We start from the raw sequence: 26,784 nt of genomic DNA on the forward strand, positions 1-26,784 counted from the left end.
AATCCTCCTCTAGCAGACTTCAGTCATGTGGCTTATTATACCACAGACAAGCATTTGTTAACAGGGACGCTTGTACCCTGACCTTAGCAGTCAGTTCCTAACAAGCTAATTGCTGATGCACCGCCATTCGTAGTTCATCAATATCAAACGGCTTTGTAAAATGAGTCAATGCTCCCAGTTGTGTTGCTTCTTTGATCATGTCCAGCTCTCCGTAAGCTGTCATCATGATGACTTTGATTTCCTGATTGATCTTCTTGATGTGTTTCAAGATCTCAATACCATCCATCCCAGGGATCTTCATGTCGAGGATAACCAAATCTGGCGATTCTTTTTCCACGATTTCCAATGCCATTTTCCCGTTTGCTGCCTGAAAGGTCTTGTACCCTTCTTTTCCCAGCACCTCATACAGTAAAATGCGAATCCCATACTGGTCATCCACAACCAGTACCTTTTTATCTTGTTTGTCGAACATTCTGATTCCCCCCTGACGAATGCGTTTTCTTAATTATTATGGGTTCGCCTAAAATCAGGAAACTCCTTCACCTTTTTTGCTGAACATCTGCTTAAAATTTCCCACATGCCTTATTTCGAGTATAATGGGAAAAACCCATTTCCCCTACACACAAGGAGCCAGATACTTACTATGGATGCTCTGTGGCTGATTTGCTTGTTAACATTTATTATCCATACGACAGAGACACTTACCTACGGAATCCGTTTTGCAGGGGTACAAACGGGCAGGATAGCTGTCGCGATGTCTCTGGTCGGGATCGTATTGCTCCTCTCCCGTACTTCCAACCTGATTCAAGGACCATTCACTGGGGGATTGATGGATCAAGCAGCGATCGAGCACTTTGATCCTAGCACGCAATTGCACGTGATTATTGCAGCGTCCTCGCTCGGAACCTTGGCGGCTATCGTACTGTTCCCCACTTTTGTCCAAATATCGAAACGAATGATCTCGCACTTGGAGATAGCGGGCTCGATTCCGCAAATGATTCGCACCGCAGTTACCGTCGAAACCATCCGACGTGTCCATCATCATGTCCGGATTCCTAGCTGGCAAGCCATCTCTCGGTTTCGAATCAAAGGCGTACCCAAACGATTACTGTTATTAAATGCATTGGGGACAGCTATCTACACAAGCAGCGTACTGTCTGTGTTGTACGCGACATTACTAGCCCCGGATTACAAAGCAACCGTTTTGATGTCATCTGGATTAATCAACGGTTTTGCCACGATTTTCATGACGATTCTGGTAGACCCGCAAATTGCCCTTTTGACAGAAAAAGCAATGCAAGGGAAAACCACGCAGCAATCGATTCGTGACATGTACCTGTGGCTGATGATCTCACGTTTTATCGGAACGATTTTGGCTCAATTCCTGCTCATTCCCGCCGCCTACTGGGTAGCCTGGCTATCGCCCTTGTTCCATTGATCTGCTTTTGAAAGCACAAGACGCACCTGCGACCATACATCGCGGGTGCGTCTTTCTATTTATCGACCTATGTTATTTATTCAGGGAAGCCTTCACGAAGTCACGGAACAGTGGCTGTGGACGGTTCGGACGGGATGTGAACTCTGGGTGGAACTGTGTCGCTACATACCATGGATGTTCTGGAACTTCCACGATTTCAACCAGACGACCATCTGGAGTTGTACCCGCAAAACGCAAGCCCATTTGCGCCAATTGATCACGATATTCGTTGTTCACTTCATAACGATGACGATGACGCTCATAAACCAAGGTACTTCCGTATGCAGCCTCAGTCAGCGTGCCTTCTTCCACTTTGGTTGGACCGAGACCCAAACGCATGGTACCGCCCTTGTCCTCGATATCTTTTTGCTCTGGCAAGAGGTCAATAACCGGATATGCTGTATTCGGGTTGATCTCGGAGCTGTTTGCGCCGTCCATACCCGCTACGTGGCGAGCGAACTCGATCACAGCGATTTGCATACCCAAGCAAATTCCGAGGAATGGCACTTTATTTTCACGAGCATAGCGCGTAGCGATGATTTTACCTTCGATACCACGATCGCCAAAGCCGCCTGGTACGAGGATACCATTTACATCACCGAGCAGTTCGCCAACATTTTCTGGCGTAACTTCTTCCGCGTGTACCCATTTGATTTCTACTTTGGAGTCGTTCGCATAGCCACCATGGTACAGCGCTTCTGCTACGGACAAGTACGCATCATGCAATTCTACATATTTACCAACGATTGCAATGGTAGTCGTTTTGGACAGGTTTTTGATTTTCGATACGAGCGATTTCCACTCTGTCATATCAGCTTCTTGGCAAGTCAGACCCAAGTGGCGGCATACGTAATCGTCCAATCCTTGTGCTTGCAATTGCAGTGGTACATCGTAAAGGCTATCCGCGTCTACACATTCCACTACCGCATTTTTATCGATATCACAGAACAGAGCCAACTTGTCTTTCATTTCTTGCGTCATCGGTTGCTCCGTACGTGTCACGATCACATTTGGTTGAATACCCAAGCTGCGCAGTTCTTTCACGCTGTGTTGCGTAGGCTTGGTTTTCATTTCACCTGCTGCCTTGATATATGGTACCAGGGTTACGTGAATGTACATGACGTTTTCACGACCGATGTCACTTTTGATCTGGCGGATGGATTCAAGGAATGGCAAGCTCTCGATATCCCCAACAGTTCCACCGATCTCGGTAATCACTACATCTGCCCCGGTTTCGCGACCTGCACGGAAAATGCGATCTTTGATTTCGTTCGTGATGTGTGGAATAACTTGAACGGTTCCTCCCAAATAGTCGCCACGGCGTTCTTTGGCGATGACAGTCGAGTAAATTCTACCAGTCGTCATATTGGAGTTAGCGCTCAGGTTGATATCGATAAAGCGCTCATAGTGGCCCAAGTCCAGGTCTGTTTCCGCACCATCGTCCGTTACGAAAACTTCCCCGTGTTGATACGGACTCATCGTTCCCGGGTCAACGTTGATGTATGGGTCACACTTCTGGATAGTTACCTTCAGACCCCTATTTTTCAAGAGTCGGCCCAGAGAAGCCGCTGTAATTCCTTTTCCCAACGAGGATACAACCCCGCCTGTCACAAAAATATACTTCGTCATCGTTACGTCCCCTCTTTCCCTCACCCTTAAGTTGTTATAAAAATCGAATGAAGACGGCTCCAAAAAAAAAGAAAAACAAAAGCGAGTCCTATCCCGTAAAGAAATGGGGTAGGGGCACTTTTGTTTTATAGTTTCCCATATTTGATCCTTCTTCATGTGAAGCCCAAGGAGTATTTTATCTGTCCCTTAAGCGGAAGTCAAGGACCTATTTGTCGTCTTCTTCGTCGAGCTCGTCGTCAGATTCCTCTTCCGCAAGCTCTTCGTCCTCTTCGAACATCTCATCATCTTCTTCTTCGAGTTCTTCCTCGTCGATTTCTCCATCGATTTCTTCTTCTTCGATCTCAGAATCCTCGTCGACGAATTCTTCTTCGTCCTCAAAGATGACAACATCGTCTTCTTCGTATTCTTCGACACCTTCGTCTTCGGAATCGTAATCGTCGAAGTCGTCTTCCGTGACGATTTTCTTCTTCTTCGTTCCGCCACCCTCTTGGGTTTCTTCCACGGTGTCGGTTGGGTACCAGCGTTTCAATCCCCATACATTGTCACCGAGGCAAACAAAACGGCCATCAATGTTAATTTCTGTGTATACTTGCGCGATGATTGCCATGAGTTGTTCATCTGTCAGCTTGCGCACTGCAACCAGTTCATTCATCAGCTCGCGGAAGTTGTAAGTGCGGTTAGTTTCACGCAAAATTTCATACGCAATGTCAACTAACGCCATCTCACTCAGTTTCTCGGAATCAATATGAGCAAACAATTGACTCACTCAGGGCACGTCCTTTCCATATGAAAACGATTGATTTGAATACTGACCCGGTGCCCTGTTCGGGGGACGCAGGCTTGTATAAGTCATTCATAAATGATATCGATTTCTTCGATTGTACATCGTACAACATACGAAGGCTATCATACAGTATTCCTTATTTTAGACGAAAATGCAAGGCTTTCAAACAGGGGCTAACTAATTCTTATCGACATCAAAACCAAAGACATCCCTCGGCAATCGCTACCGAGGGATTTGTCTTACATATTTCTGCGGTATTGGCCGCCCACTTCATACAGAGCAGCACTGATTTGTCCAAGCGATGCTACTTTTACCGTCTCCATCAGCTCGGCAAAGATGTTCTCTCCCGCCATGGCCACTTCCTGCAGGCGCCGTAGCGCAGTCGCAGACACATCCTTGTGGCGCTCCTGGAATGCACGGAGATTTATGATTTGCTGTTCTTTTTCCTCTTCGGTTGCCCGAGCCAATTCAATCTCGTAATCGTCCTCAGATGCATTCGGATTAATGAACGTATTTACCCCAATAATTGGCAGCTCGCCCGTATGCTTTTTCATTTCGTAATACATGGACTCGTCTTGAATTTTGCCGCGCTGGTATTGAGTCTCCATCGCCCCCAGAACGCCTCCGCGAGAACTGATCCGCTCGAACTCTTGCATAACTGCCTCTTCTACCAGATCAGTCAGCTCATCGATGATGAATGCCCCTTGAAGCGGGTTCTCATTTTTCGCGAGGCCCATCTCCTTGTTGATGATCATCTGAATGGCCATCGCGCGGCGCACAGAGTTCTCTGTCGGGGTCGTAATGGCTTCGTCGTATGCATTCGTATGGAGAGAATTACAGTTGTCGTAAATGGCAATCAAGGCCTGCAAGGTCGTTCTGATATCGTTGAAATCCATCTCCTGCGCGTGCAGGGAACGGCCGGATGTCTGGATGTGGTACTTCAGCTTTTGGCTACGGTCATTTGCACCATAACGATTCTTCATCACGGTTGCCCAAATCCGGCGAGCCACACGTCCAATCACGGTGTATTCCGGATCGAGGCCATTGGAGAAGAAAAAGGACAGGTTAGGTGCAAAGTCATCGATGTTCATGCCGCGGCTTAAATAGTACTCGACATAGGTAAATCCGTTAGACAGCGTAAACGCAAGCTGCGTAATCGGATTCGCCCCCGCCTCCGCAATATGATAGCCGGAAATGGACACAGAGTAGTAGTTCCGCACTTTCTGGTCGATAAAATACTGCTGGATATCCCCCATCATCCGCAAAGCAAATTCTGTCGAGAAGATACACGTGTTTTGCCCCTGATCCTCTTTCAAAATATCTGCCTGAACGGTTCCACGAACAGTCGACAGCGTGTACGCTCTAATTTGCTTCGCTTCGTCCTCGGTAGGCTGACGCCCTTCTTTTTGGACAAAAGCATCCAGTTGCTGTTCAATCGCCGTATTCATGAACATGGCCAAAATCATGGGCGCAGGACCGTTGATCGTCATCGACACAGAAGTGCTAGGTGCACAAAGATCAAAGCCGGCGTACAGCTTTTTCATGTCATCCAGGGTGCAAATGCTAACACCACTCGTACCGATTTTTCCGTAAATATCCGGGCGGTAGTCAGGGTCCTCACCATACAGCGTAACCGAGTCAAAAGCCGTACTGAGTCGCTTCGCTTCATCATTTTGAGACAGGAAGTGAAAGCGTCTGTTCGTCCGTTCTGGAGTACCTTCGCCTGCAAATTGTCGCTTGGGGTCTTCTCCCTCGCGTTTAAACGGAAATACTCCTGCGGTATACGGGAATTCACCTGGAACATTTTCTTTTAATGACCACTTTAAAATTTCGCCCCAATCCTCATAATCAGGGACGGCTACTTTTGAAATACGTGTACCCGACAACGATTCGCTGAACAGCTTGGTAACCAATTCCTTGTCGCGAATTTTCGTGACGAACTGATCCTTCCGATACGCTTCCTTCAGCTTGGGCCAATTTTCGAGGATACGTCGGCACTCCGGATGCAGCTTTTCTTCAAAGAGAACGATTTGTTTATCGAGTACCGCTGCCAGCTCGGCAGCTGCAGAATCTCCCGAGGCAAGCACCGTCTCCTTTGCGCCCTGCAACTGGAACAGCTTGCGGGCAATCGCCGACTGCTCTTCGGCATAGGCACGGTATTGGCGGACGGTGTTGGCAATGTCTTGCAAATAATTGATTCTCTCTGTCGGAATCAACGAAGTTTTATGAATTTTTACAGGAGTCGTATCCAAGTGCTCCACAGACCAGTCAATGCCAGTCTTTTCTACCATTCGATGCATCAGAGCAGCAAACAACACATTTGTTCCCGGATCATTAAACTGGCTCGCAATCGTACCATACACAGGAACCTTCTCATCCGGCAGCTCAAAAAGCTGGTGATTGCGTCGATATTGCTTGCGAACCTCGCGAAGAGCGTCCTCCGAGCCTTTGCGCTCAAATTTGTTGATCGCGATCACATCAGCAAAATCAAGCATATCAATCTTTTCCAACTGAGATGGTGCCCCGAATTCACTGGTCATAACGTACATGGAGACATCGCACACTTCTGTGACCTGCGCATCCCCCTGACCAATCCCGCTCGTTTCTACAATAATCAGATCAAAATGGGCGGAACGCGTTACTTGAATCGCGTCTTTTAAGGCAGCAGACAGCTCCATGCCCGATTTGCGGGTAGCGAGACTGCGCATGTAAACGCGCGGTGTCGAGTTGGCATTCATGCGGATGCGGTCACCCAGTAACGCTCCACCTGATTTTTGCTTGGATGGATCGACAGACAAGATCGCGACCGTCTTCTCGGGATAAGTGCGAATAAATCGACGAACAAGCTCATCAGTCAATGAGCTTTTTCCTGCTCCACCCGTACCTGTAATCCCTAATACCGGAATGGTTGAATCGGCTTCCCTTAAACTTGCTTGGAGAGGTTCTGTCCATTCGGGCTGGTCCACCGCATACTCTGCAACGGAAATAAGCCGGGCAATCGCCTGGTGGTTTTGCTCGCGCAAGCCTGCTACTTCTTCTTCCAGCTGCTTAACGGTTGGAAAATCGCTACGTCTGATCATGTCATTGATCATGCCCTGCAAGCCCAATCGTCTGCCGTCATCTGGCGAATAAATTTTACAGACTCCGTACTCTTCCAATTCCCGAATCTCGCGTGGAACGATAACGCCGCCACCTCCGCCAAAAACACGGATATGCTCTGCTCCCCGCTCGCGTAATAGATCAATTACGTATTTGAAATACTCCACATGACCGCCTTGGTAGGAACTGATGGCAATCCCTTGCACATCCTCTTGCACAGCGGCTGTTACAATATCGTCAACAGAGCGGTTGTGTCCGAGATGGATGACCTCTACTCCCGACGATTGTAAAATACGGCGCATGATATTAATCGAGGCGTCGTGACCATCATACAGACTGGCTGCGGTCACAAAGCGAACCTTGTTTTGCGGACGATACACTTCTGTTTCCATCGTTCCACTCTCCTTTTCATAAGTTTAAAAAGGAGGAAAAACAGGGCCAAGCAGATCAAGGCGCGGTAGACGCGAGGTATGCTTGGCACTCCATGTTTCCCAGACTTTTTAAACTTTCCTCTTAATCGGAGACACTGATATCGCGAAGCAGAAGCGCAATTTGCTTCTCTGTGTACTCCTCAATGGTATAGTGTTTTTTCAATGCCCAACGGCGGAACACCCACATTTCGCCCAGCACCATGATATTGTCCGCCATCAGCTTGACGTTCTTTTCGTCAATGCGCAGCGAACCATCGGCAATCCCTTTTTCCAGGATTTCGACGAATATATGCGAAATGGCTTCTTCACGCCCCAACACGTAGCGGAGTGTTTCTTTTGGCAATGATTTGGCTTCTTGATAAATAAGCAAAACGCGGTCGCTCATCTGATCCATTACGCGGATCAGGCTCTTTAGTGCTATCTTTAATGTTTTCAAGCCAGTTCCGTTGAAGTTGATCGCTTCACGCAAGCGCGTCTCCATCTCCGCATGAATGGCATCACAAACAAGATAGAGCACGTCTTCTTTTGACTCGATATACTCGTACAACGTACCAATACTAAATCCAGACGCCCGGGCAATCTCCCTTGTCGTCGTTTTATGAAAACCTTTATTAATGAAGAGATGAACGGCAGCCTCAATAATCTGCTCTCGTCTTCTCTCGATCAGTTTTGGGTCCTTTACCAGGGACGGTATCGTTTTTCTCTTGTCAGACACTCCAAAATCCACCTTTCCAACCGACTGAGCGTTTGGTCAGACGCCTCATAGAAAAGAAGGCGCAAACACTCTACTTTTGTATCATTCGCTGATCATTATACGCGAGTAAGAGCACAAAGCCAAACTTTTCTTTTCTATGTTTTCAATCGTGTTGGAAGACTGGACAGCTTCCTACTCTTTTAGCAGGAAATTGCTGATCACGACACGTTGGATTTCATTTGTTCCTTCATAGATTTGTGTAATTTTGGCATCACGCATAAAGCGCTCCACAGGATACTCCCGTGTATAGCCATAACCACCGAAAACTTGAACAGCCTCGGTTGTCACTTCCATTGCGGTATCTCCTGCAAATACTTTAGACATCGCAGATGCTTTGCCATATGGTAGGCCTTGATCCTCCAACCACGCTGCTTGGTAAGTGAGCAAACGGGATGCCTCGATCTTGGTTGCCATGTCTGCCAACTTGAACTGGATTGCCTGCAAGGAAGCGATTGGTTTGCCGAACTGATTGCGTTCTTTGGCATAGTTCCGCGCATGCTCGTATGCACCTTGTGCAATGCCCAATGCTTGAGCGGCGATACCGTTTCTTCCACCGTCCAATGTCATCATCGCGATCTTGAAGCCTTGGCCTTCTTCACCCAGCCTATTTTCTACCGGCACGCGCACATCTTCAAAATTGACCGCAAGTGTTGGCGAGGAACGGATACCCAGCTTTTTCTCCTTTTTCCCCATCGTGAAGCCATCCGTGCCTTTTTCAACGATAAAAGCCGTGATGCCTTTATGCTTCAGCTCTGGTTGGGTGACCGCGAATACGATATAGATTTCGGCTTCGCCTGCGTTGGTAATGAAAATTTTGTTTCCATTTAAAATGTAGTGATCACCATCGCGTACGGCTGTCGTGCGCATTCCAGCAGAATCGGAGCCAGATCCCGCCTCGGTCAAACAGTACGCACCCATCTTCTTACCTTCTGCCAATGGACGCAAAAACTTTTGCTTTTGCTCCTCTGTCCCGAATTTGTAAATCGGCCAGCTTGCCAAGGAAACATGTGCGGACAGTGTCACACCGATGGAGGCATCCACACGGGAGAGTTCTTCCACTGCAATGACGTAGCTCAGGTAATCTGCACCTGCTCCGCCGTATTGTTCCGGCCAAGGAATGCCTGTCAATCCAAGCTCAGCCATTTGCTCAAAAATGGAACGATCAAAGCACTCTTCTTCGTCGCGCTCAGCTGCTGTCGGGGCTACTTGATTCTCTGCAAAGTCGCGGATCATTTTGCGCATCATGTCATGTTCTTCCGTCAGTTGGAAATTCATATGGATCACTCCCCCATGTCTTTTTCATCTGTCTATTTAATCAGCAAGCAAATGCTTGGCGATAACGATTCGTTGAATTTCGTTGGTGCCCTCGTAGATTTGCGTTACCTTGGCATCCCGGAACAAGCGCTCTACCGGATATTCTCTGGTGTAGCCATAGCCACCAAAGATTTGCACGGCTTCTGTGGCGAGCTCCATCGCGGAGTCTGTGGCAAAACGCTTTGCCATCGAGGCTTCCATCCCACAAGAAATACCTTGACTGCGCAGCCACGCCGCTCGGTATACTAGCAATCGGGCAACTTCTGCTTTCGTCGCCATGTCAGCCAGCTTGAAGGCGATGGCTTGCTGCTTGCCAATCGGTTGTCCGAACTGCTTGCGTTCCCGCGCGTACTCTGTCGCGTACTGGACTGCGGCCTCGGCAATACCAAGGGCTTGTGCAGCAATCCCGATTCGACCAGAATCCAGATTCGCCATCGCGATACAGAAGCCTTCCCCTTCCTGCCCCAGCAGGTTGGCAGCCGGTACACGCGCATTGTCGAATACGAGCTCTGTCGTGTAGGAACCGTGCAGTCCCATCTTCTTTTCCTTTTTCCCAACCGCGAAGCCCGGCGTATCCTTGTCTACGATAAAGGCCGATATTCCCTTAGTTCCTTTTGTGGAGTCGGTTACGGCAAATGCGATATACGTATCTGCCTCCCCACCGTTTGTGATGAACACCTTATTTCCGTTTAAGATGTATTCATCGTCTTTTTTCACGGCTGTGGTTCGGATACTGCTCGCATCAGAACCTGCATGTGGCTCAGTCAAGGCAAAAGCCCCGAGGTATTCCCCACTCGCAAGCTTGGTCACGTATTTGCGTTTTTGCTCCTCAGTACCGAAGTAGAGAATCGGGTTCGTCCCGACGGAGGTATGCACGGACAAAATGACGCCTACTGTCGCACTCACCTTCGAAATCTCGTGAATGGCCAAAATGTAGGAAATAAAGTCCGCCCCTGCTCCCCCCCACTCTTCGGCGATCGGAATGCCCATGAGCCCCATCTCGCCCATCTTTTTCAGGATCTGGCGCGGGAACTGGTCCGTCTCTTCCATCACTGGAACGAAAGGTGCGATCTCTTTCTGGGCAAAGTCTCGCACCATGCGGCGCATCATCTCTTGCTCTTCGTTCAATCGGAAATCCATGTCCGTCCTACCTTTCTGCGAAAAGTCTATCTTAGCTGTATACGTAGAAACCACGACCGGATTTTTTGCCTAGCCATCCTGCTTTGACGTACTTGCGCAGCAACGGGCATGGGCGGTATTTCGAATCACCGAACCCTTCGTGCAGTACCTCCATAATGTAGAGGCAGGTGTCCAGCCCGATGAAATCAGCCAGTTGAAGCGGTCCCATCGGATGGTTCATGCCCAGCTTCATCACTTCATCGATCGCTTCCGGTGTTGCAACTCCTTCGTACACACAATAAATCGCTTCATTCAGCATGGGCATCAGTACCCGATTGGACACAAACCCAGGAAAATCGTTTACACTCACGGGCACCTTGCTCATTTGTTTGGACAAATCTTCTGTCAGCTGATAAACCTCATCGGATGTTTGCAGTCCGCGGATGATCTCAACCAGCTTCATCACGGGGACAGGGTTCATGAAATGCATGCCGATTACTTTTTCCGGGCGCTTCGTAACTGCCGCGATCTCGGTAATCGGCAGGGAGGATGTATTGCTCGCAAGCACCGTATGCGGCGGACATACCTCGTCCAGCTTGGAAAAGATTTGTGTTTTCACCGTCATGTTTTCCGTCACGGCTTCTACCACAAAATCTGCTTCAGACGCATCTGCCAGATCAGTAGACAGCGTCAAACGACCGAGAATCGCTTCTTTTTCCGCTTCGCTGAGCTTGCCTTTTTCCACGTTTCGCGACAAGTTTTTCGTAATCGTGGCAAGACCGCGCTCCACAAATGCTTGCTGGACGTCGTTCAGAAAAACGCGAAAGCCAGCCTGCGCCGCAACTTGGGCAATCCCGCTGCCCATCTGTCCTGCCCCGATGACCATAATCGTTTGTACGTTCATGTAAAAAGGCCTCCCTTACTCTACTTTAATCAAGATCGCGTCACCCTGTGCGGCACCGCTGCAAATTGCCGCGATCCCTAAGCCGCCACCTCGTCTTTTCAATTCATACGCAAGGTGCATAATGATCCGAGCCCCACTCGCGCCAATCGGGTGTCCGAACGCAATCGCTCCCCCGTTTACATTCACTTTCTCTGCGTCCCAGCCAACGATTTTGCCACTGGTCAAAATCACTGCGGCAAATGCTTCGTTTACCTCAAATAGATCGATCTCCGAAAGCGAGACACCTGTCTTTTCCAAGAGCTTATTGATCGCAAGCCCCGGAGTTGTCGCGATATAAGGAGCATCTGCGCCAACCGCGGCATGTCCCAGTATCGTCGCAAGCGGCTTGATGCCCAGCTGTTGTGCTTTCGCGTCTGACATCAGCACCATTGCTGCCGCTCCGTCGTTGATTCCCGGTGCATTGCCTGCCGTGATTGTTCCGTCCTTTTTGTACACGGGTGGCAGCTTCGCTAATCCTTCCTCGGTGGTATCCGGACGTGGTCCTTCATCGACGGTTACTTGCAGCGGCTCCCCTTTTCTTTGCGGAATGGAAACCGAGACAAGCTCGTCGGCAAAAAGTCCTTTTTCCATCGCTTGTGCGGCTCTCTGCTGGCTGCGCAGCGCCCACGCATCCTGCTCTTCTCGCGTAATCCCGTTCTCTTCCGCCACATTGCTGCCGTGAACAGCCATCGCCACTTGATGAAACGGGCAAGTGAGGCCGTCGTACATCATGAGATCGCGAACGGTCGAGTCCCCCATCCGCATTCCGAAACGTGCATCCGGCAATGCATACGGTGTGTTGCTCATGCTCTCCATGCCGCCCGCGACGATGATTTCTCCGTCCCCTGCGCGAATGATCTGGTCCCCCATCGTCACTGCACGCATTCCGGACGCACATACTTTGTTGATCGTCTCACTCGCTACATTCCACGGCAAACCAGCCTTGCGAGCCGCCTGGCGTGAGGGCACCTGACCCGCACCTGCCTGCAAGACCATACCCATGATCACTTCGTCCACCTGTTCGCCGGAAATGCCAGCGCGTTCTACTGCTTCCTTGATTACAATGGAGCCGAGTTCCACTGCCGACAGCGCTTTCAAAGCTCCGCCAAACTTACCAAACGGGGTACGTGCTGCCCCTACAATGACCGTTTTCATCGAATGACCTCCATTCGGATGATGTTTCACATCAACAAAAACTAAATTGATCGAGCGTTCGTTCATTTTGCATACTTTTATTTTGCCGTCTTCCGTACGAATAGTCAATCAATAATGAAAAAAAGACAGCCTGACTTTTGGGAGAGCCAGGCTGTTGTTGCTACTGCTACGGTCTCCATCTTATTTTCCAGATACCCTGGTCGTCTTGCCGCATGATATATCCCGTTGTCTCGTGGCTTTTATTCTTGTACTCAGTCCAGACAATGGTTTCGTCGTCATTATATTCAACCCAAATTTTGCTCCCCATCTCAATCATTTTTTTACTGCCTCTCCAGATACTTCGTTCTCTAGCCGGATTTTTCTTCACTTCTTCCAAATATTGCTCCAATGTCGGCTTCATCACGCCTTCATCCACGATACGCAAGGCGTACTGCATTTCGAGCTGCCCATCTTGCACTGCTCTTACATAAAGCTTCACGATGTCAATCGGAGACAGCCCACGCAATAGCTCATCCTTTTTTTCATACATGTAATTGTAGTAACGATCTTCTTCCCCCGGCTTTAAATCGAATATAGACGGAGGAGCAGGTGTCTCGGTACCATCTTGATTAACATCCACGATATCTTCTTGGACAGTTCCGTTGCTGTTCAATTTGAAAAGATAAACGTCTTTGCCTTGGACATAGCTCAAGGAATACCAATATAGCTTTTTATCCTTCCATCCCACTAATAGCTCCAAGCCCACCTCTCTTTTTAACAGACCTTCTCCCTCGAACATCGCCCAGTCTTTTCGCTGATATCCTTCTTTTGCGAAAATAGAATAGCCCCAGTACTCTTCTGCGCCATCATCCCCGCCTCCACCATAATCGTCCATGGCTGTGTAAGGGACGGATATAGCCTCTTTCATTTGGTCTTGTGTCAGTCCAACACGCAAGAAACCGACGATCTCATCTACCGTTCTCATAATCTCCTCATCGTCAAAATCAAGAGCAGTCGCCTTTGGATCGAGGATTTGATTCGGACTTGGTTGAGCTGTCGTTCCCTTGATGGTGTTTGTACTCGCGTTTTCCTTTTGCAGCCAATAAGGAGTGAACCCGATGACAAGCACAATGGCAACAAGCGCAGCGCTTACGGAGTAGGTGAACCGAAACCTTCTCTTGCTTTTCTTCTCCACATTCATGCGAATCCGCTCCTCCAAGCCAGTTGTATCTTCGATTCCGCCTAGTAGCGTCCGGTCAGCCGTTTCCTTGAATTCCGCCAGCAATTTATCCAGGTTCATTCGATCCCCTCCTTTTCCAGGAGCGCTTTGAGCTTCTGGCGTGCGCGGTGCATTTTCGTATAAATCGCTCCTGCGGATGTGTCCAAAATGACCGCGATCTCCTCTACGGACAACTCCTCGTAGTAGTGAAGGACAATCAATTGACGATAGCTATGCGGCAGCTTCATGACGAGATGGGCAAAACGGGCGCGAAGGTCATTTTGCAAAACGGCCGACTCTGCTCCTTCGACTACCTCTATGTCCACTTCCGGTTTGAAAAACAGGTGACGGAACGACCACGAGCGCAGGTGTTTTTTCGTTTCGTTGACGGCGATTCGGTACACCCATGTTTGCATCGAGCTCTCTTGGCGGAATTTCGCCAAATTTTTGTAAGCTAACAAGAACACTTCTTGTGTGATATCCTCTGCCAGACTGCGGTCCTTGACCATCAAATACACGAGTCGCAACACCTTTTTCAAATAGTGCCGGATCAATTCATCAAATAATGCTTCTTTTGTTTTGGTTAAGCTTCTCTCTGTAAGCTCCAGCTTCCTCACTCCCTTCCCACTCCTTTAGATTCAGCTGGCTCCTCTATCTTACAGTTTTTTGCAAAAAAATAATGCGCAAGCCTCGTCGCTTGATCAGCTCCGAGGCTTGCGCATGGTATGAACCTAGATAGCGTCTGCGAGAATTTCCGCGACGTCGCGTGTTTTAACGTGATCTTCCTGCTCTTTGGTCTTGATTCCGTCGTTCATCATCGTCAGGCAATACGGGCATGCACTGGCGATTTCCGTTGGGTTGACCTCCAGAGCTTGCTCCGTACGTGTGACGTTGACACGAGAGCCCTCATGTTCCTCCATCCACATCAAGCCGCCGCCCGCTCCGCAGCACATACTGTCGCAGCCGCTGCGCTTCATCTCAACCACCTCTACGCCAGGGATGGCTTCGAGAATTACGCGTGGCTTGTCGTAAATTTCGTTGTAGCGGCCCAGGTAGCAGGAATCGTGGTAGGTGATGCGCTCCTTGACTTCCTTGGTTGGCTTCAACTTGCCTTCCTTCACCCACTCCGCCAACAGCTCAGAGTGGTGGTACACCTCTGCATTCAACCCAAACTCCGGATACTCGTTCTTAAACGTATTGAACGCATGCGGATCGCAGGTGACGATTTTTTTGACTTCATACGCTTCAAACAAGGCGATATTTTCTTGGGCGAGCTGCTGGAACAAGAACTCGTTACCAATGCGGCGAGCTGTATCGCCAGAGTTCTTTTCCTCGTTGCCCAAAATAGCGAACTTCACGCCTGCTTCGTGCATGAGCTTCACAAATGCCTGTGAAATTTTTTGACTGCGCAAGTCAAACGATCCCATCGAGCCTACCCAAAACAAGTACTCGAATTCCTCGACCTGCTTCACAGTTGGCACCTCGTACTCACCGTTCAGACCTTCAATCCATTTCGTCCGGTCTTTGCGGTTAATTCCCCACGGGTTACCCTGACGCTCGATATTGTTCAAGGCGCGCTGCGCTTCTGCTGGCATGCTGCCTTCTGTCATGACCAGGTAGCGGCGCATGTCGATGATTTTATCTACGTGCTCGTTCATCACCGGGCATTGGTCTTCACAGTTGCGACAGGTCGTACAAGCCCATAGCTCCTGCTCGGTAATGACATCGCCGATCAAGCTTTTCTCATAGACCGCAGTTGCTCCTTCCGCTGTCGCCGCTACTTCAGATGCATGGAACGCAATCTGGTTGGCAGTCGTCTGCGAAAAAGCGAAGCTCGGCATCCATGGCGTACGCGATGTTACCGAAGCACCTTTTTCGGTCAAATGGTCGCGCATTTTCGTAATCAGATCCATCGGGGAGAGCATTTTTCCCGTTCCAGAGGCCGGGCACATATTCGTGCAGCGACCGCACTCCACACAAGCGTACAGGTCGATGAGCTGCGTTTGTGTAAAATCCTCGATTTTGCCGACACCGAATTCTTCCTGCGTCTCGTCCTCGAAGTTAATGCTGGTCAGCTTGCCTGGCGGGTCCAGCTTCTTGAACCACACGTTGACAGGCGCAAACAGCAAATGCGCGTGCTTGGACTGCGGCACATACACCGCGAAGCCGAGCAAGATGATTAGATGGAGCCACCAGAAAACGTAAAAGCCTACCGCTGCACCCGTTGTCCCTACCCCAATCGCAGAGAAGACGATCGCGAAAACAGATGAGATTGGAGCGAACGCCGATGGCTCATGTCCGAGCCAAATTTGTTCAAAAGCGAGCGAGAGCAACACAGTCGCCATCAGGGAGGAAATCAGCAAGAGGACGATCCCTGATTTGAAGCCGCGCTTCAGACGCTTGAGCTTTTCGATATAGCGGCGGTAAAAAGCGTAGCCGACCGCAGCCAAAATGAGAAACGTGGTGATCTCCTGCATGACGGAGAAGTATTTGTGAGCGCTACCAAAAGGAAGCTCGTAGCCTTTCGAAAGCCCTTTGATAACCAGCTCGATCGCTCCGAATTGCAGGGTGATAAAGCCGTAAAACATTACGACGTGCATCACGCCGCTCTTTTTGTCCTTCAGCAGCTTCTTGTGGAAAATGACGTTGTCCAGCATCAGATTGATGCGTGCCCCAAAGTCATTTTTCACATCCGGCTTTTTCCCCAGCTTGATAAACAAGTATCTGCTGTACACGACATGCCCTGCTAAATAAAGCCCGTAAGCGAGAACCAGGAAAAAGGCGATCAAATTAATGAGTGCCAGCATGTTTTCTACTCCCCTCTATTGCGAGTTTGTCTTTGGACGTGGAAATCGTTTTTTCTATCTTATCAGAATCATGGAAATAAATGAATGAGTATTCAGTCAGTTTGTTTATTTTTTTCGAAAAATGAAACGATACTGAGCGACCGCTCATAATGGGTACAACTCGATCTTAACACACAAGTTGCGAATCATCCATCCTCTTCGAAGAGTTGGAAATATTCTTACGAAAAAAAAGACAGCTACCTTCATACGGGTAGCTGTTGATCATGCTTATTTTCCTGAGGCTTCCTTCGTCTCCGCTGTGGTCTGTTCTTTCTTGGCCTTTTGCTCCGTCCGTACATCTGCGAGTGATTTGACCTTGGTTGCTTTGATGCGCTTGTTGCGCGGCAGATCAGTCGGCTCCAGATTGTCTACCTCGTCTTGCATGAGTGCTGCGATACCAACCGCTTTGCCTTTTGCAGCAATGCAGTACTCGCAGTTTTCTTCGTCATGCTCGTGGTATTGCTTCGGCTCTGGATAGGACGTGATAACGCCTTCAAAATTACGCAGGACGACTTTATCGGATGCTTGCGAAATGATGTAGTTCGGGCTGACAGGAATTTTGCCTCCACCATGTGGAGCGTCTACTACAAAGGTCGGCACTGCATAGCCGGAAGTATGGCCGCGCAGGTGCTCAATGATTTCGATACCTTTGCTAACTGGCGCGCGGAAGTGTCCGATCCCCTCTGACAGGTCGCATTGATAGATGTAGTACGGGCGAACGCGGATTTTCACCAGGTCCTGCACCAGCTTTTTCATCGTATTCGCACAATCGTTGATACCGGCCAAAATAACTGCCTGGTTGCCGAGCGGAACACCAGCGTTGGCGAGCATTTCGCAAGCTAGCTTCGCTTCCGGTGTAATTTCTTTTGGATGGTTAAAGTGTGTATTGAGCCAAACTGGATGGTATTTTTTCAGGATATTGCACAGGTTTTCGGTAATGCGCTGCGGGAATACAACAGGTGCACGCGTACCGATCCGAATAATTTCAACATGCGGGATGTCGCGCAGGCTGCTGATGATATACTCCAGTACACGGTCATTGATCAACAGACCGTCTCCACCGGAGAGCAGTACATCGCGGACTTCTGGTCTGCTGCGGATGTAATCGATACAGGCATCCAGCTGTTTCTTTGGCACCCCCATGCCGATCTGGCCGGAAAAGCGACGGCGCGTACAGTAACGGCAATACATGGAGCATTGGTTCGTTACCAGGAAAAGCACGCGATCTGGATAACGATGCGTCAGACCAGGTACAGGAGAATCGGTATCCTCATGAAGTGGGTCTTCCATGTCGTATTTGGTACGAACCATCTCAGAGGACAAAGGTACAGACTGCATGCGAACCGGATCGCTTGGATCGTCTGGATCCATCAGATGAGCATAGTACGGTGTGATGTTGAGTGGAATGGTTTGCGTAGAAATGCGTACGCCCTCTTCCTCTTCCGGTGTCAGGTTGATTACCTGTTTCAAATCATCGACCGTCTTGATGGTGTGCGTAAGCTGCCACATCCAGTCATTCCATTGCTCGTCCGTGACATCCTTCCAAAGTTCTATTGAACGCCAATCGCGTTTTGTCGCTACTGTCATGTGCATCCCGTCTCCTCTCGTCTTATGGTGAACCTCTTCGTTTCACTCAACCAACAAGAGATGCAAGTGCCATGCCAACAAATCAAAAGATTTAGAAAATAAGGAATAGAGCGTTCCGTGGGCGCTTCCTTCCCTTTTGAACCTTCACGAGTCTGCCGAATTTTCGGCAATCAACAGGGAGGGATCATCCGCTGCGAGAGCTTGTATTGCAGCGTCTGTCTTGGGATACCCAGGAGCTTGGCAGCACGAAGGACATTGCCGTCCGTTTGCTGCATCGCATCTTTGATCACTTTTTCCTCTACCTCACGCAAAATCTCGGGCAGCGTACAGCCTTCCTTTGACAGGAGTTGTGCCGAAATAGGCACTTCTTTTCCCTCAGACTGCGAGCGTTCGAGCAAATGAGCAGGCAGATGATCCAACAAAATGATGTCCGACTCCACCATATTCATGGCTGCTTCTATGACATGTTCCAGTTCACGTACGTTCCCCGGCCAATCATATGCGGCAAACAAACTAGCCACTTCACTGCTGATTCCACGCACATTCATATCGAAGACCCGGTTAAACTTTTGCAAGAAATGATCGATCAGCATATCCACATCTTCTCTGCGCTCGCGCAATGGCGGCAGTTCAAAAGAGACGACATTGATCCGGTAGTACAGGTCGGTTCGCATGATTCTTCGCTCCACGAGTGACAGAGGTGCTTCGTTGACTGCGGCGATTACCCGTACATCCACTTTGGTCGATTGGCTCCCGCCGATCCGTCTGATCTGACCGTCCTGGAGGACTCGCAGCAGCTTTGCCTGCAAATCGAGCGGCATGCTGTTCAGTTCATCCAGAAATAGAGTTCCGCCGTCCGCCAGCTCGAATAACCCTGGCCGATCATCGGCTCCTGTGAAGCTTCCTTTTGTCGTGCCAAACAGCAAGCTTTCGAGCAGCGCGGCCGGCAGCGCGGCACAGTTTTGCGCGATGAATGGCTTACTGCTGCGGACAGACGCGTGGTGAATAGATTGGACAAACAGTTCTTTACCCGTCCCGGTTTCGCCGTATATCAACACGGGAGAAGTTGTTCGCGCAGCCTTTCGAGCGCGTTCTTTGAGGCGTTTCATTTTTTCACTCATCGTCAAAATGTCTTCGAAATGGAAAGTCGTTTCGTCCACCGAGCGTTTTGTCCGTTTCGGCTTGCTAATCTTGGCCTGAAGATCAACCAAGCGCTCCGACAGTTCTTTTAGCTTGCCAATATCCTTCGCCACCTCGACTGCCCCGACTAACCGCTTGCCTACTCTCACCGGAAGTGTCGTGTTGATTGTCTCCACACGCATTCCCTTCCAGTTCTTATATGTCTGTGTCTGGTTGTAAATTGATTCGCCACTATCGATGACACGAAGCAGGGTACTCGACTGCCGATCAAGCGAAGGAAAAACCTCCAACAATGGCTTCCCCAACACCTCTTCTGAGGTCAGTCCATCGAGCTTGGCTGCGACGTGATTGTAGAAAATCGTAATGCCATTTGCGTCCACAACGTGAATTCCTTCATCGATAGCACCCAAGATCGCCTGCAACATTTCTACCGTATCTGACAACGGCATCCTGGCCTTCACTCCTTCCTTCCATCCATACTGCCAAAAAACCATCACTTCGCCGAATATTCGGCACTTTTACAATGTTATCGATTACGCGCTACCTGAATGGCAAGCATTGCGGTATACAGTAAATGTCCCAATACCCAGATGAAAAACGCTGTCAAACTCATCACGGATTGACTCAACAGGCTAAATGGGAAAAACGCGACAGAAAAACCGAGCATCCAGTACAGCAAGTATCGTACCGATCGGGCTTTTCGTTCCCGCGGGTAAAAGTGCATGAGAAAAAAGGCGATGATCACACTAATCAGCAGATGAATCAATAGTTCTACAATAGAGGGCAGGTTTTCCATACCCGGTACATAGCTGACATCAATTAAAACGGGAAAGGTATTGGTATCAAACAAACCATCTCCGAGCGCCAAAAAAGCAGCAAGACCCAGACCGGCTATTAGTCCATTTGTGAGTACAAACATGCTGTATCCCCCTTTCACTTCAGCCGCAAGTAATCCTATTGTACGTGCAAAAAACCGCCCTTGCAAAGGGCGGCTTATTTTCCTAGCTCTATTTTCAGCTCATGCTCACCAGCGTACTGCTCATTCATCCATAGCTGGTACGCGATTTCTACCTGTACAGGAACCTCATCTTCGTAGCGGATACGCAGTTTGTTCGTATGCGTCTCCATTGCAAACGGACCATAGGGACTTTGATAGGTAGAATGGGTGCTGGCTCCTTTTTCGAATTGCTGTCTGGTTGAAACCCCGCCCTGACGAACCAGCGTAATGGACGTATCTGTCAGCTTCATTGTCGTGCTTACTTCGCCTACGCCTTCCATCTGCTCTTTGTAGGTCAAGTACCACGCGGATGCTTTTTGTACGCGCTTGCCTTCATAGCTGTGGGTCGTTTCTTCCCAGTTGCCTTCGACACGATGCCGTGCCGTCAATTTCACTTGTATGTCTTGCATGCTGCTTCCACACTCCACTTTCTTTGCTTCCCATTTATCCCTACATTCTACCCTTCATCGCTCTGGCGTGGCAACCGCCGCCTCCGCTTTGGCATCCGCCAGCAGGTATTTCATGGTAGCAGCAATCCCGATCGCCGCAAGCAACAGCAGACCCGCCAACACCAAGTACCCGACTCCTGCCCCCGTATAATCGATCATAGCCGTAAACAAACCGATCAGGACCAAACGCATCATCATGCCGATTGAGTTGAAAAAGCTCATAACCCGCCCCATCTGATGCTTCGGCACAACTGTCATATAGAGCGATTGCCGAATCAAGCGCACAGAAGCGTTACTCCACCCGTAAAACGTGTACGCCGCAATCAGCGCCCAGCCATACGGCAAAGCAATCATGACGACAATGGCAATCGCGAACAACAACGTATTGCCGATCATGGCTGCCAGCTGCCCCATCTTGCGAACGACGATCGCAACGAGTAAACCTGCCGCCACGGCACCCAGTGCATACGTGACCTCTCCTAGCGAATAAACCGAGACACCCGCCTGCAGCGTTTGGCTTATGTAAACAGGCTTCAATAAGTTCGTAGCCATAACAGCAATGAAGGGCATGAGTGCGGATATGCCAAACAGCAGGAATCCTTTCTTTTGCCGAATGTACCGCCAGCTTTCCATCAGCTGCTCCGTCCACGCGACGCCCTGGTTTTGCTTCGCTTCTTTTTCCAGCGTGAAGGTATACGTCATGGTAGACAGCAAGGTAAAGGCGAACAAGTAGGTAATCGCATTGAAAATAATCACCACATGCAGCCCGTAGGAGCTAAGCAAAATCCCCGCAAACGCACCTGCTAGAACGGATGCAGTCTGTCCTTCGATCTCGAGTAGACTATTGATGCTATTGTAATGCTTGGGCTCAAACGTCTCCTGAACCAGTGCGGACTGCGTCGGATAATGAATTTGGTACATAAAGGTGGTCGTCAAATAGATCACAATCAGCATCCACTCGCTGTACTCTCCGAAAAATCCCCAGATCGCGAGCATGCCAAGTACGCCAAATCCGATCAAGTTTTCTACCAGCAGCATTTTTTTGCGGGAATAACGATCGATGAGCGTCCCGATATACGGCCCAATGAAAAACATCAATACCGCAGAAGTAAACATGGTGGAGCCCAAAAGTTGAGCAGAGCCTGTCGTTTCCACGAGGAACCAGGCAATCCCGATCATCGTCATACCTTGCCCAAAGCCGGAGAACAGATTGGAAAAGAACAGCTTTCGAAATGGTGCGTAGGCAAATACTTCTCTCATGCAGACAACTCCTTTGTATAGAAAACCTCTGTCAACTATTCAATCATTTCACTATTATGATTGTACTGACGATTTTATACTTTGTAAACAAAAATGTTTATTAATTTAACTGAACGTCCTACCACCAATAGGAAAAGCCCCCGGTTCTTATGCAAAACCGGAGGCTTATTTACACAGATATCTTATTTTACAAAGCTCAAGAGCAGCTCGCGTACGATTTTGGATGCCGCGATTTGTGTCATTTCACTGTGGTCATACACAGGAGCAACCTCCACCAGGTCACAACCGATTACATTCGCACCGTTGTTTGCCATGAAGTGAATGGTATCGAGCAGCTCACGAGACGTGATGCCGCCTGCTTCTGTGGTACCTGTTCCTGGAGCGTGCGCAGGGTCCAATACATCGATGTCAATCGACAGGTAGATCGGACGGTTGCCAATAGTAGGCAGCACTTGCTTCACTGGCTCCAGTACATCGTATTTGTACAGATGCATGTTTTCTTTTGCCCACTCGAACTCATCTTTCATACCGCTACGTATACCGAAAGAGTAAACATTTTTGCCGCCGATCAGGTTACATACCTTTTTGATCGGGGTGGAGTGGGAGTATTCGTATCCCTCGTAGTTATCGCGCAGGTCCGTATGCGCGTCAAAGTGGAATACGACCATATCCTTGTACTTTTCATAAACCGCTTGGAATACTGGCCAGGAAACCAAGTGTTCTCCGCCCAGACCCAATGGGAATTTGCCATCTGCCAATACTTTTGCCACAAATGTACGGATCGCATCCAAGCTACCTTCCACGTTTCCAAAAGGAAGGGGAATATCGCCAGCATCAAAGTATTTGATGTCTTCCAACAGCCTGTCCAAGTACGGGCTGTACTCTTCCAGACCGATGGAAACCTCACGAATACGGGAAGGGCCAAAACGAGAGCCCGGACGGAAGCTCACTGTCCAGTCCATCGGCATACCGTAAATAACCGCTTGGCTTTCTTCGTAATTCCCGTGACTACGGATAAAGACATTTCCAGAGTATGCTTCGTCAAAACGCATAGGTGTAATTCTCCCCCGATTAGTCGCGGGTCAGCTCAGCCACAAAGTTAGGCAGTTTAAAGGCAGCGTGGTGAACTTCCGCATTGTAGTATTTGGTGCCCAAATCTTTGATTTTCGCTGGATCTACTTCCAACGGATCGTGTTGCTTGGAAGCGATGGTGAAGCTCCACAGTCCGGATGGATAAGTAGGGATGCTGCAAGTGTAGAGACGAGTAACCGGGAAGATCGATTTCAGGTCTTTGAACACGCGCTTGATCAGATCACGGTTGAACCAAGGAGATTCTGTTTGAGCAACCATGATACCGTCTGGTTTCAAAGCATCGTGAATGCCTTGGTAGAAACCTTTTTCGAACAGACCTACAGCAGGTCCTACTGGCTCTGTAGAGTCTACCATGATCACATCATACTCACCTTTGTGGTCATGAATATGTTTAATACCATCGATGACTTGTACATCTACACGTGGATTGCCTGTCAATGCACTCGCGATCTCAGGGAAATATTTTTTGCAAGATTCAATGACGCCACCGTCGATTTCAGCCAGAACTGCTTTTTCTACAGACGCGTGCTTTACGATTTCACGAATAGCACCGCCATCGCCGCCGCCTACAACCAAAACCTTTTTCGGGTTTGGATGCGTATTCAACGCGATATGAGAAATCATTTCATGGTAGACAAACTCATCGACATCGGTAGTCATAACCATGCCGTCGAGCACTAACATGCGACCAAACTGCTTCGTATTAATTACGTCGATTTGTTGAAACTCGGATTTCTCACTGTATAGGGTCTCTGTAATTTTCGTTGTTATCCCGTGATTTTCCGTCTGTTTTTCGGTGTACCACAATTCCATGTTCATGGCTATGTAACCTCCTTCAATTAACCGCATGAAAATACAATATAACAAGAAAATTATAGTAGCTGTCTTCCAAATTGCAAGATATTTTTCTAGCAAGGAAAGTTTAACCAGCTTGCAAGCGATACATACTACTAGTAACGTAGTATGTCCTATTTTATTGATTCAACCGCAGAAAGGAGGAGAGGCACACATGGAAGTCATTCGCGAAGCCCCATTGCTGCGCTATTTGCGTTGGGCTAAGAAATTTGTAAAATTTACCATTCTCGCCCTATTATGTTTCTCTTTTGCCATCTTGCTACTCATTTTGTACTTACGCTCACAACCACTACCGGAAACGTTTGTGAAGCAAACCACGACGATTTACGCTTCCAGTGGAGAGGTTTTGGATACGATGCACCGTGGCGAGAACCGGATTTCTGTGCCACTTGCAGAGATTTCACCCGCATTGCTTGATGCGACCATTGCTATCGAGGACCGTTCGTTCCGCGAACATTTTGGTTTTGATTGGAAACGATTAGCCATGGCCGCTTATGTCGATGTCATTAACATGGACAAGCGTCAGGGTGCCAGCACCATCACTCAACAATTGGCAAGAAATCTGTACCTCAGCTTGGACAAGACATGGGAGCGAAAAATCAAAGAAGCTTTGCTTGCGATTCAGCTTGAGCTGAATTACAGCAAGGATGAAATATTAGAAATGTACGTGAATCAGATTTATTATGGTCATTCAGCTTATGGCGTACAAGCTGCTGCCCAAACCTATTTTGGCAAGGATGCCAAAGATTTGACCATTGCAGAAAGCGCCATGCTGGCAGGCATCCCTAAGGGTCCTACTTATTATTCACCATTTGTCGATTTAGAACGCGCCAAAGCCAGACAAAAGCTCATTTTGAATGCTATGGAGCGCGACAATCTACTGACATCGAAGGAAGTAGAGCAAGCCTACGCAGAACCAATCAAGCTGAAACAGCGAACAAACGAGAATGTAACCGAGCCAGCTCCTTATTTCCGTGATTACATCGCCAATTTGGTAAAAAACAAATATGGCATTGACGAAGAAAAATTTATTCATGGCGGCCTAAAAATCCATACGACCCTTGATCCAGTCGCACAAAAAAAGGCCGAGGATATTGTCGCCTCCGTCTTACCGAAGAATAATCCGAATTTGCAGGTAGCCCTCGTCGCCATGGACCCAACTACCGGCTATATCAAAGCGATGGTAGGTGGACGTGACTACAAGGTGAGTCAGTTCAATCGCGTGCTTGGCAAGCGGCAGCCCGGTTCCTCCTTCAAGCCGATCATGTATTTGTCCGCCTTGCAAAACGGCTATACACCGCTCACGTTGATGAAAAGCGAACCGACCGTTTTTACCTACGATAACAATAAGCAGTACATTCCCGGCAATTTTGGTGGAAAATATGCAAACGCAATGATCAACATGCGTGAAGCAATCAAAACCTCCGACAACATTTATGCCGTCAAGACCATTGATTTTCTCGGGCCGCAAAAAGTGGTTGATCAAGCAAAGCAATTAGGTATCTCCAGCTCGATGCAAGCCGTTCCCTCTCTGGCACTGGGAACTTCACCCGTCTCTCCCTTGGAGTTAAACGCTGCTTATGCTGCAATCGTCAACAAGGGACAAGCAGTGAAGCCCATTGCCATCACCTCCATCGAGGACAGCGAGGGCAACATTTTGGTCGAAGAAAAACCGGAGAAAACACAGGTAGCCGATCCGGTCGCGTCTGCTCTCTTAGTGAATATGATGCAAAGTGTATTTGAACAAGGTGGTACCGGATATCGCGTTGCTGGTGAAATGAACCGACCGGTAGCAGGGAAAACAGGATCAACAGATTATGACGCTTGGCTGAGCGGATTCACTCCGCAGCTGGTTTCGACCGTATGGGTAGGTTACGACAAAAACCAAAAGGTCGATGATGTAAAGGAAGGCTACCTGTCCAAAAAAATCTGGGCCCAGTTTATGGAGAGTGCGCTCAAAGGTCAACCCCCTGCACTCTTTGACATGCCAGCTGGTGTTGTTTCTGTCTATATCGATCCCGCTTCTGGAAAACTGGCGACCGAGCATTGTCCGAATCCACAGCTCTTTTATTTCGCCAGCGGAACAGAGCCTCAAGATTATTGCACGGATCACATCCCGACAAATGAGACACCGACACCTTTAAAGCCGCCAGATTCTTCGACCTTCTGGCAACGCATGGGCAGTTGGTGGAAACCGAATAACTAAAGAAAAAAGGACGTTTCTCTTCATCGAGTACGTCCTTTTTGGTATGACTATTAACCTTGCGTGCTCTGATTGTCCCCGCCGCCCACGATTCCATCTCCATCGGCAAAAACATGGTCGTTTACGATCGTAATCAGACCGGCATTATCGAGCTGTTCCAATACTTCAAACAAGCTGTCCCTTTTTCCAGCTGGTAGCTTGCGCACAAAGTTGTTTATCTCGGTCGGAGTCACGTGTGTACGGAAATGGACGCCACCGTGCTTCACAAAATGATCATGCGATTGTTCATTACCACGGAGATCTTCTCCCATGGGTACCGCCCCTTCCGTCAAACAGTTTGGTTCAATCCCCATTAGTGTTCCGCGATATCCCAAAAACTATGATCAATTAAAGAAATTATATACACAAACAGGGAAAGAGTGACGGCTCTCTCCCTGTTTGTTGACCTAGTG

General features: G+C 48.8%; 22 protein-coding genes. 2 read left to right on the top strand and 20 right to left on the bottom strand.

The window, feature by feature from the left end:
• Positions 1–97: 97 nt before the first annotated feature.
• Positions 98–472: a response regulator gene (locus ACKKE8_RS29505; RefSeq protein ID WP_007725537.1), complete on the bottom strand. Its 375-nt coding sequence runs from the start codon at positions 470–472 to the stop codon at positions 98–100.
• Positions 473–643: 171 nt separating this feature from the next.
• Between ACKKE8_RS29505 and ACKKE8_RS29510 the strand changes: the two genes are divergently transcribed.
• Positions 644–1,438, top strand: a complete 795-nt coding sequence (locus ACKKE8_RS29510) for a lipid II flippase Amj family protein (protein WP_409176117.1) — start codon at positions 644–646, stop codon at positions 1,436–1,438.
• Positions 1,439–1,510: 72 nt separating this feature from the next.
• Here ACKKE8_RS29510 and ACKKE8_RS29515 read toward each other — a convergent pair whose 3' ends face one another.
• The 18 genes from ACKKE8_RS29515 to speE form a co-directional block, all read right to left on the bottom strand.
• Positions 1,511–3,106: a CTP synthase gene (locus ACKKE8_RS29515; protein ID WP_409176118.1), complete on the bottom strand. Its 1,596-nt coding sequence runs from the start codon at positions 3,104–3,106 to the stop codon at positions 1,511–1,513.
• Between the two features lie 205 nt (positions 3,107–3,311).
• Entirely contained in the window at positions 3,312–3,872 is a 561-nt protein-coding gene (gene rpoE / locus ACKKE8_RS29520; protein ID WP_409176119.1) for a DNA-directed RNA polymerase subunit delta, read from the bottom strand.
• A gap of 257 nt (positions 3,873–4,129) precedes the next feature.
• Entirely contained in the window at positions 4,130–7,381 is a 3,252-nt protein-coding gene (gene icmF, locus ACKKE8_RS29525; protein ID WP_409176120.1) for a fused isobutyryl-CoA mutase/GTPase IcmF, read from the bottom strand.
• 121 nt (positions 7,382–7,502) lie between these two features.
• Entirely contained in the window at positions 7,503–8,135 is a 633-nt protein-coding gene (locus tag ACKKE8_RS29530; protein ID WP_106654799.1) for a TetR/AcrR family transcriptional regulator, read from the bottom strand.
• A 171-nt stretch (positions 8,136–8,306) separates the two neighbouring features.
• Complete coding sequence (locus tag ACKKE8_RS29535; RefSeq protein ID WP_409176121.1) at positions 8,307–9,449, bottom strand: acyl-CoA dehydrogenase; 1,143 nt, start codon at positions 9,447–9,449, stop codon at positions 8,307–8,309.
• A 36-nt stretch (positions 9,450–9,485) separates the two neighbouring features.
• The gene (locus ACKKE8_RS29540) at positions 9,486–10,628 is read right to left on the bottom strand and encodes an acyl-CoA dehydrogenase (RefSeq protein ID WP_409176122.1); all 1,143 of its coding nucleotides are present in this window, start codon (positions 10,626–10,628) and stop codon (positions 9,486–9,488) included.
• Between the two features lie 31 nt (positions 10,629–10,659).
• Positions 10,660–11,511, bottom strand: a complete 852-nt coding sequence (locus ACKKE8_RS29545; RefSeq protein WP_409176123.1) for a 3-hydroxybutyryl-CoA dehydrogenase — start codon at positions 11,509–11,511, stop codon at positions 10,660–10,662.
• 15 nt (positions 11,512–11,526) lie between these two features.
• Positions 11,527–12,705 carry an acetyl-CoA C-acetyltransferase gene (locus tag ACKKE8_RS29550; protein WP_409176124.1) on the bottom strand — a complete coding sequence of 393 codons (1,179 nt, stop codon included), beginning with the start codon at positions 12,703–12,705 and terminating at the stop codon, positions 11,527–11,529.
• A gap of 166 nt (positions 12,706–12,871) precedes the next feature.
• Positions 12,872–13,984 (bottom strand): hypothetical protein, encoded by a 1,113-nt coding sequence (locus ACKKE8_RS29555; protein WP_409176125.1) that lies wholly within the window; start codon positions 13,982–13,984, stop codon positions 12,872–12,874.
• Positions 13,981–14,520, bottom strand: a complete 540-nt coding sequence (locus tag ACKKE8_RS29560; protein ID WP_409176126.1) for a sigma-70 family RNA polymerase sigma factor — start codon at positions 14,518–14,520, stop codon at positions 13,981–13,983. The genes ACKKE8_RS29555 and ACKKE8_RS29560 overlap by 4 nt, the downstream gene beginning before the upstream one ends.
• 114 nt (positions 14,521–14,634) lie before the next feature.
• A complete protein-coding gene (locus ACKKE8_RS29565; protein ID WP_409176127.1) occupies positions 14,635–16,710 on the bottom strand; it encodes a heterodisulfide reductase-related iron-sulfur binding cluster in 2,076 nt (691 codons plus the stop codon).
• A 267-nt stretch (positions 16,711–16,977) separates the two neighbouring features.
• On the bottom strand, positions 16,978–18,342 hold the full coding sequence (ablA, locus tag ACKKE8_RS29570; protein WP_409176128.1) for a lysine 2,3-aminomutase: 1,365 nt from the start codon (positions 18,340–18,342) through the stop codon (positions 16,978–16,980).
• A gap of 164 nt (positions 18,343–18,506) precedes the next feature.
• Positions 18,507–19,925 (bottom strand): sigma-54 interaction domain-containing protein, encoded by a 1,419-nt coding sequence (locus ACKKE8_RS29575; RefSeq protein WP_409176129.1) that lies wholly within the window; start codon positions 19,923–19,925, stop codon positions 18,507–18,509.
• Between the two features lie 77 nt (positions 19,926–20,002).
• Positions 20,003–20,395 (bottom strand): hypothetical protein, encoded by a 393-nt coding sequence (locus ACKKE8_RS29580; RefSeq protein ID WP_409176130.1) that lies wholly within the window; start codon positions 20,393–20,395, stop codon positions 20,003–20,005.
• 74 nt (positions 20,396–20,469) lie between these two features.
• Positions 20,470–20,883: a DUF1934 domain-containing protein gene (locus ACKKE8_RS29585; RefSeq protein WP_409176131.1), complete on the bottom strand. Its 414-nt coding sequence runs from the start codon at positions 20,881–20,883 to the stop codon at positions 20,470–20,472.
• Positions 20,884–20,937: 54 nt separating this feature from the next.
• Positions 20,938–22,182, bottom strand: a complete 1,245-nt coding sequence (locus ACKKE8_RS29590) for an MFS transporter (RefSeq protein ID WP_409176132.1) — start codon at positions 22,180–22,182, stop codon at positions 20,938–20,940.
• Between the two features lie 182 nt (positions 22,183–22,364).
• Entirely contained in the window at positions 22,365–23,234 is an 870-nt protein-coding gene (gene speB, locus ACKKE8_RS29595) for an agmatinase (protein WP_048035131.1), read from the bottom strand.
• A gap of 19 nt (positions 23,235–23,253) precedes the next feature.
• Positions 23,254–24,087, bottom strand: a complete 834-nt coding sequence (speE, locus tag ACKKE8_RS29600) for a polyamine aminopropyltransferase (RefSeq protein WP_088911020.1) — start codon at positions 24,085–24,087, stop codon at positions 23,254–23,256.
• A gap of 196 nt (positions 24,088–24,283) precedes the next feature.
• Here speE and ACKKE8_RS29605 point away from each other — a divergent pair, with 196 nt between their 5' ends.
• Positions 24,284–26,335, top strand: coding sequence for a transglycosylase domain-containing protein (locus ACKKE8_RS29605; protein ID WP_409176133.1), 2,052 nt, complete (start codon positions 24,284–24,286; stop codon positions 26,333–26,335).
• 50 nt (positions 26,336–26,385) lie between these two features.
• On the opposite strand, the gene ACKKE8_RS29610 is transcribed toward ACKKE8_RS29605, so the two are convergent.
• Entirely contained in the window at positions 26,386–26,643 is a 258-nt protein-coding gene (locus tag ACKKE8_RS29610) for a hypothetical protein (RefSeq protein ID WP_409176134.1), read from the bottom strand.
• Between the last annotated feature and the right edge of the window lie 141 nt (positions 26,644–26,784).

The organism is Brevibacillus fortis, from assembly GCF_046196545.1.
Classification (GTDB): Bacteria; Bacillota; Bacilli; order Brevibacillales; family Brevibacillaceae; genus Brevibacillus; species Brevibacillus fortis_A.

Coding starts and splice junctions, on each gene's coding strand:
- ACKKE8_RS29550 (WP_409176124.1), bottom strand. CDS start 12,705: ATGAAAACGGTCATTGTAGGGGCAGCACGTACCCCGTTTGGTAAGTTT.
- ACKKE8_RS29545 (WP_409176123.1), bottom strand. CDS start 11,511: ATGAACGTACAAACGATTATGGTCATCGGGGCAGGACAGATGGGCAGC.
- ACKKE8_RS29610 (WP_409176134.1), bottom strand. CDS start 26,643: ATGGGAGAAGATCTCCGTGGTAATGAACAATCGCATGATCATTTTGTG.
- ACKKE8_RS29555 (WP_409176125.1), bottom strand. CDS start 13,984: ATGAACCTGGATAAATTGCTGGCGGAATTCAAGGAAACGGCTGACCGG.
- ACKKE8_RS29605 (WP_409176133.1), top strand. CDS start 24,284: ATGGAAGTCATTCGCGAAGCCCCATTGCTGCGCTATTTGCGTTGGGCT.
- ACKKE8_RS29535 (WP_409176121.1), bottom strand. CDS start 9,449: ATGAATTTCCAACTGACGGAAGAACATGACATGATGCGCAAAATGATC.
- ACKKE8_RS29510 (WP_409176117.1), top strand. CDS start 644: ATGGATGCTCTGTGGCTGATTTGCTTGTTAACATTTATTATCCATACG.
- ACKKE8_RS29590 (WP_409176132.1), bottom strand. CDS start 22,182: ATGAGAGAAGTATTTGCCTACGCACCATTTCGAAAGCTGTTCTTTTCC.
- ACKKE8_RS29505 (WP_007725537.1), bottom strand. CDS start 472: ATGTTCGACAAACAAGATAAAAAGGTACTGGTTGTGGATGACCAGTAT.
- speB (WP_048035131.1), bottom strand. CDS start 23,234: ATGCGTTTTGACGAAGCATACTCTGGAAATGTCTTTATCCGTAGTCAC.
- ACKKE8_RS29580 (WP_409176130.1), bottom strand. CDS start 20,395: ATGTTTGTACTCACAAATGGACTAATAGCCGGTCTGGGTCTTGCTGCT.
- ACKKE8_RS29540 (WP_409176122.1), bottom strand. CDS start 10,628: ATGGATTTCCGATTGAACGAAGAGCAAGAGATGATGCGCCGCATGGTG.
- icmF (WP_409176120.1), bottom strand. CDS start 7,381: ATGGAAACAGAAGTGTATCGTCCGCAAAACAAGGTTCGCTTTGTGACC.
- ACKKE8_RS29575 (WP_409176129.1), bottom strand. CDS start 19,925: ATGCCGTTGTCAGATACGGTAGAAATGTTGCAGGCGATCTTGGGTGCT.
- ACKKE8_RS29515 (WP_409176118.1), bottom strand. CDS start 3,106: ATGACGAAGTATATTTTTGTGACAGGCGGGGTTGTATCCTCGTTGGGA.
- ACKKE8_RS29585 (WP_409176131.1), bottom strand. CDS start 20,883: ATGCAAGACATACAAGTGAAATTGACGGCACGGCATCGTGTCGAAGGC.
- ACKKE8_RS29565 (WP_409176127.1), bottom strand. CDS start 16,710: ATGCTGGCACTCATTAATTTGATCGCCTTTTTCCTGGTTCTCGCTTAC.
- speE (WP_088911020.1), bottom strand. CDS start 24,087: ATGGAATTGTGGTACACCGAAAAACAGACGGAAAATCACGGGATAACA.
- ablA (WP_409176128.1), bottom strand. CDS start 18,342: ATGCACATGACAGTAGCGACAAAACGCGATTGGCGTTCAATAGAACTT.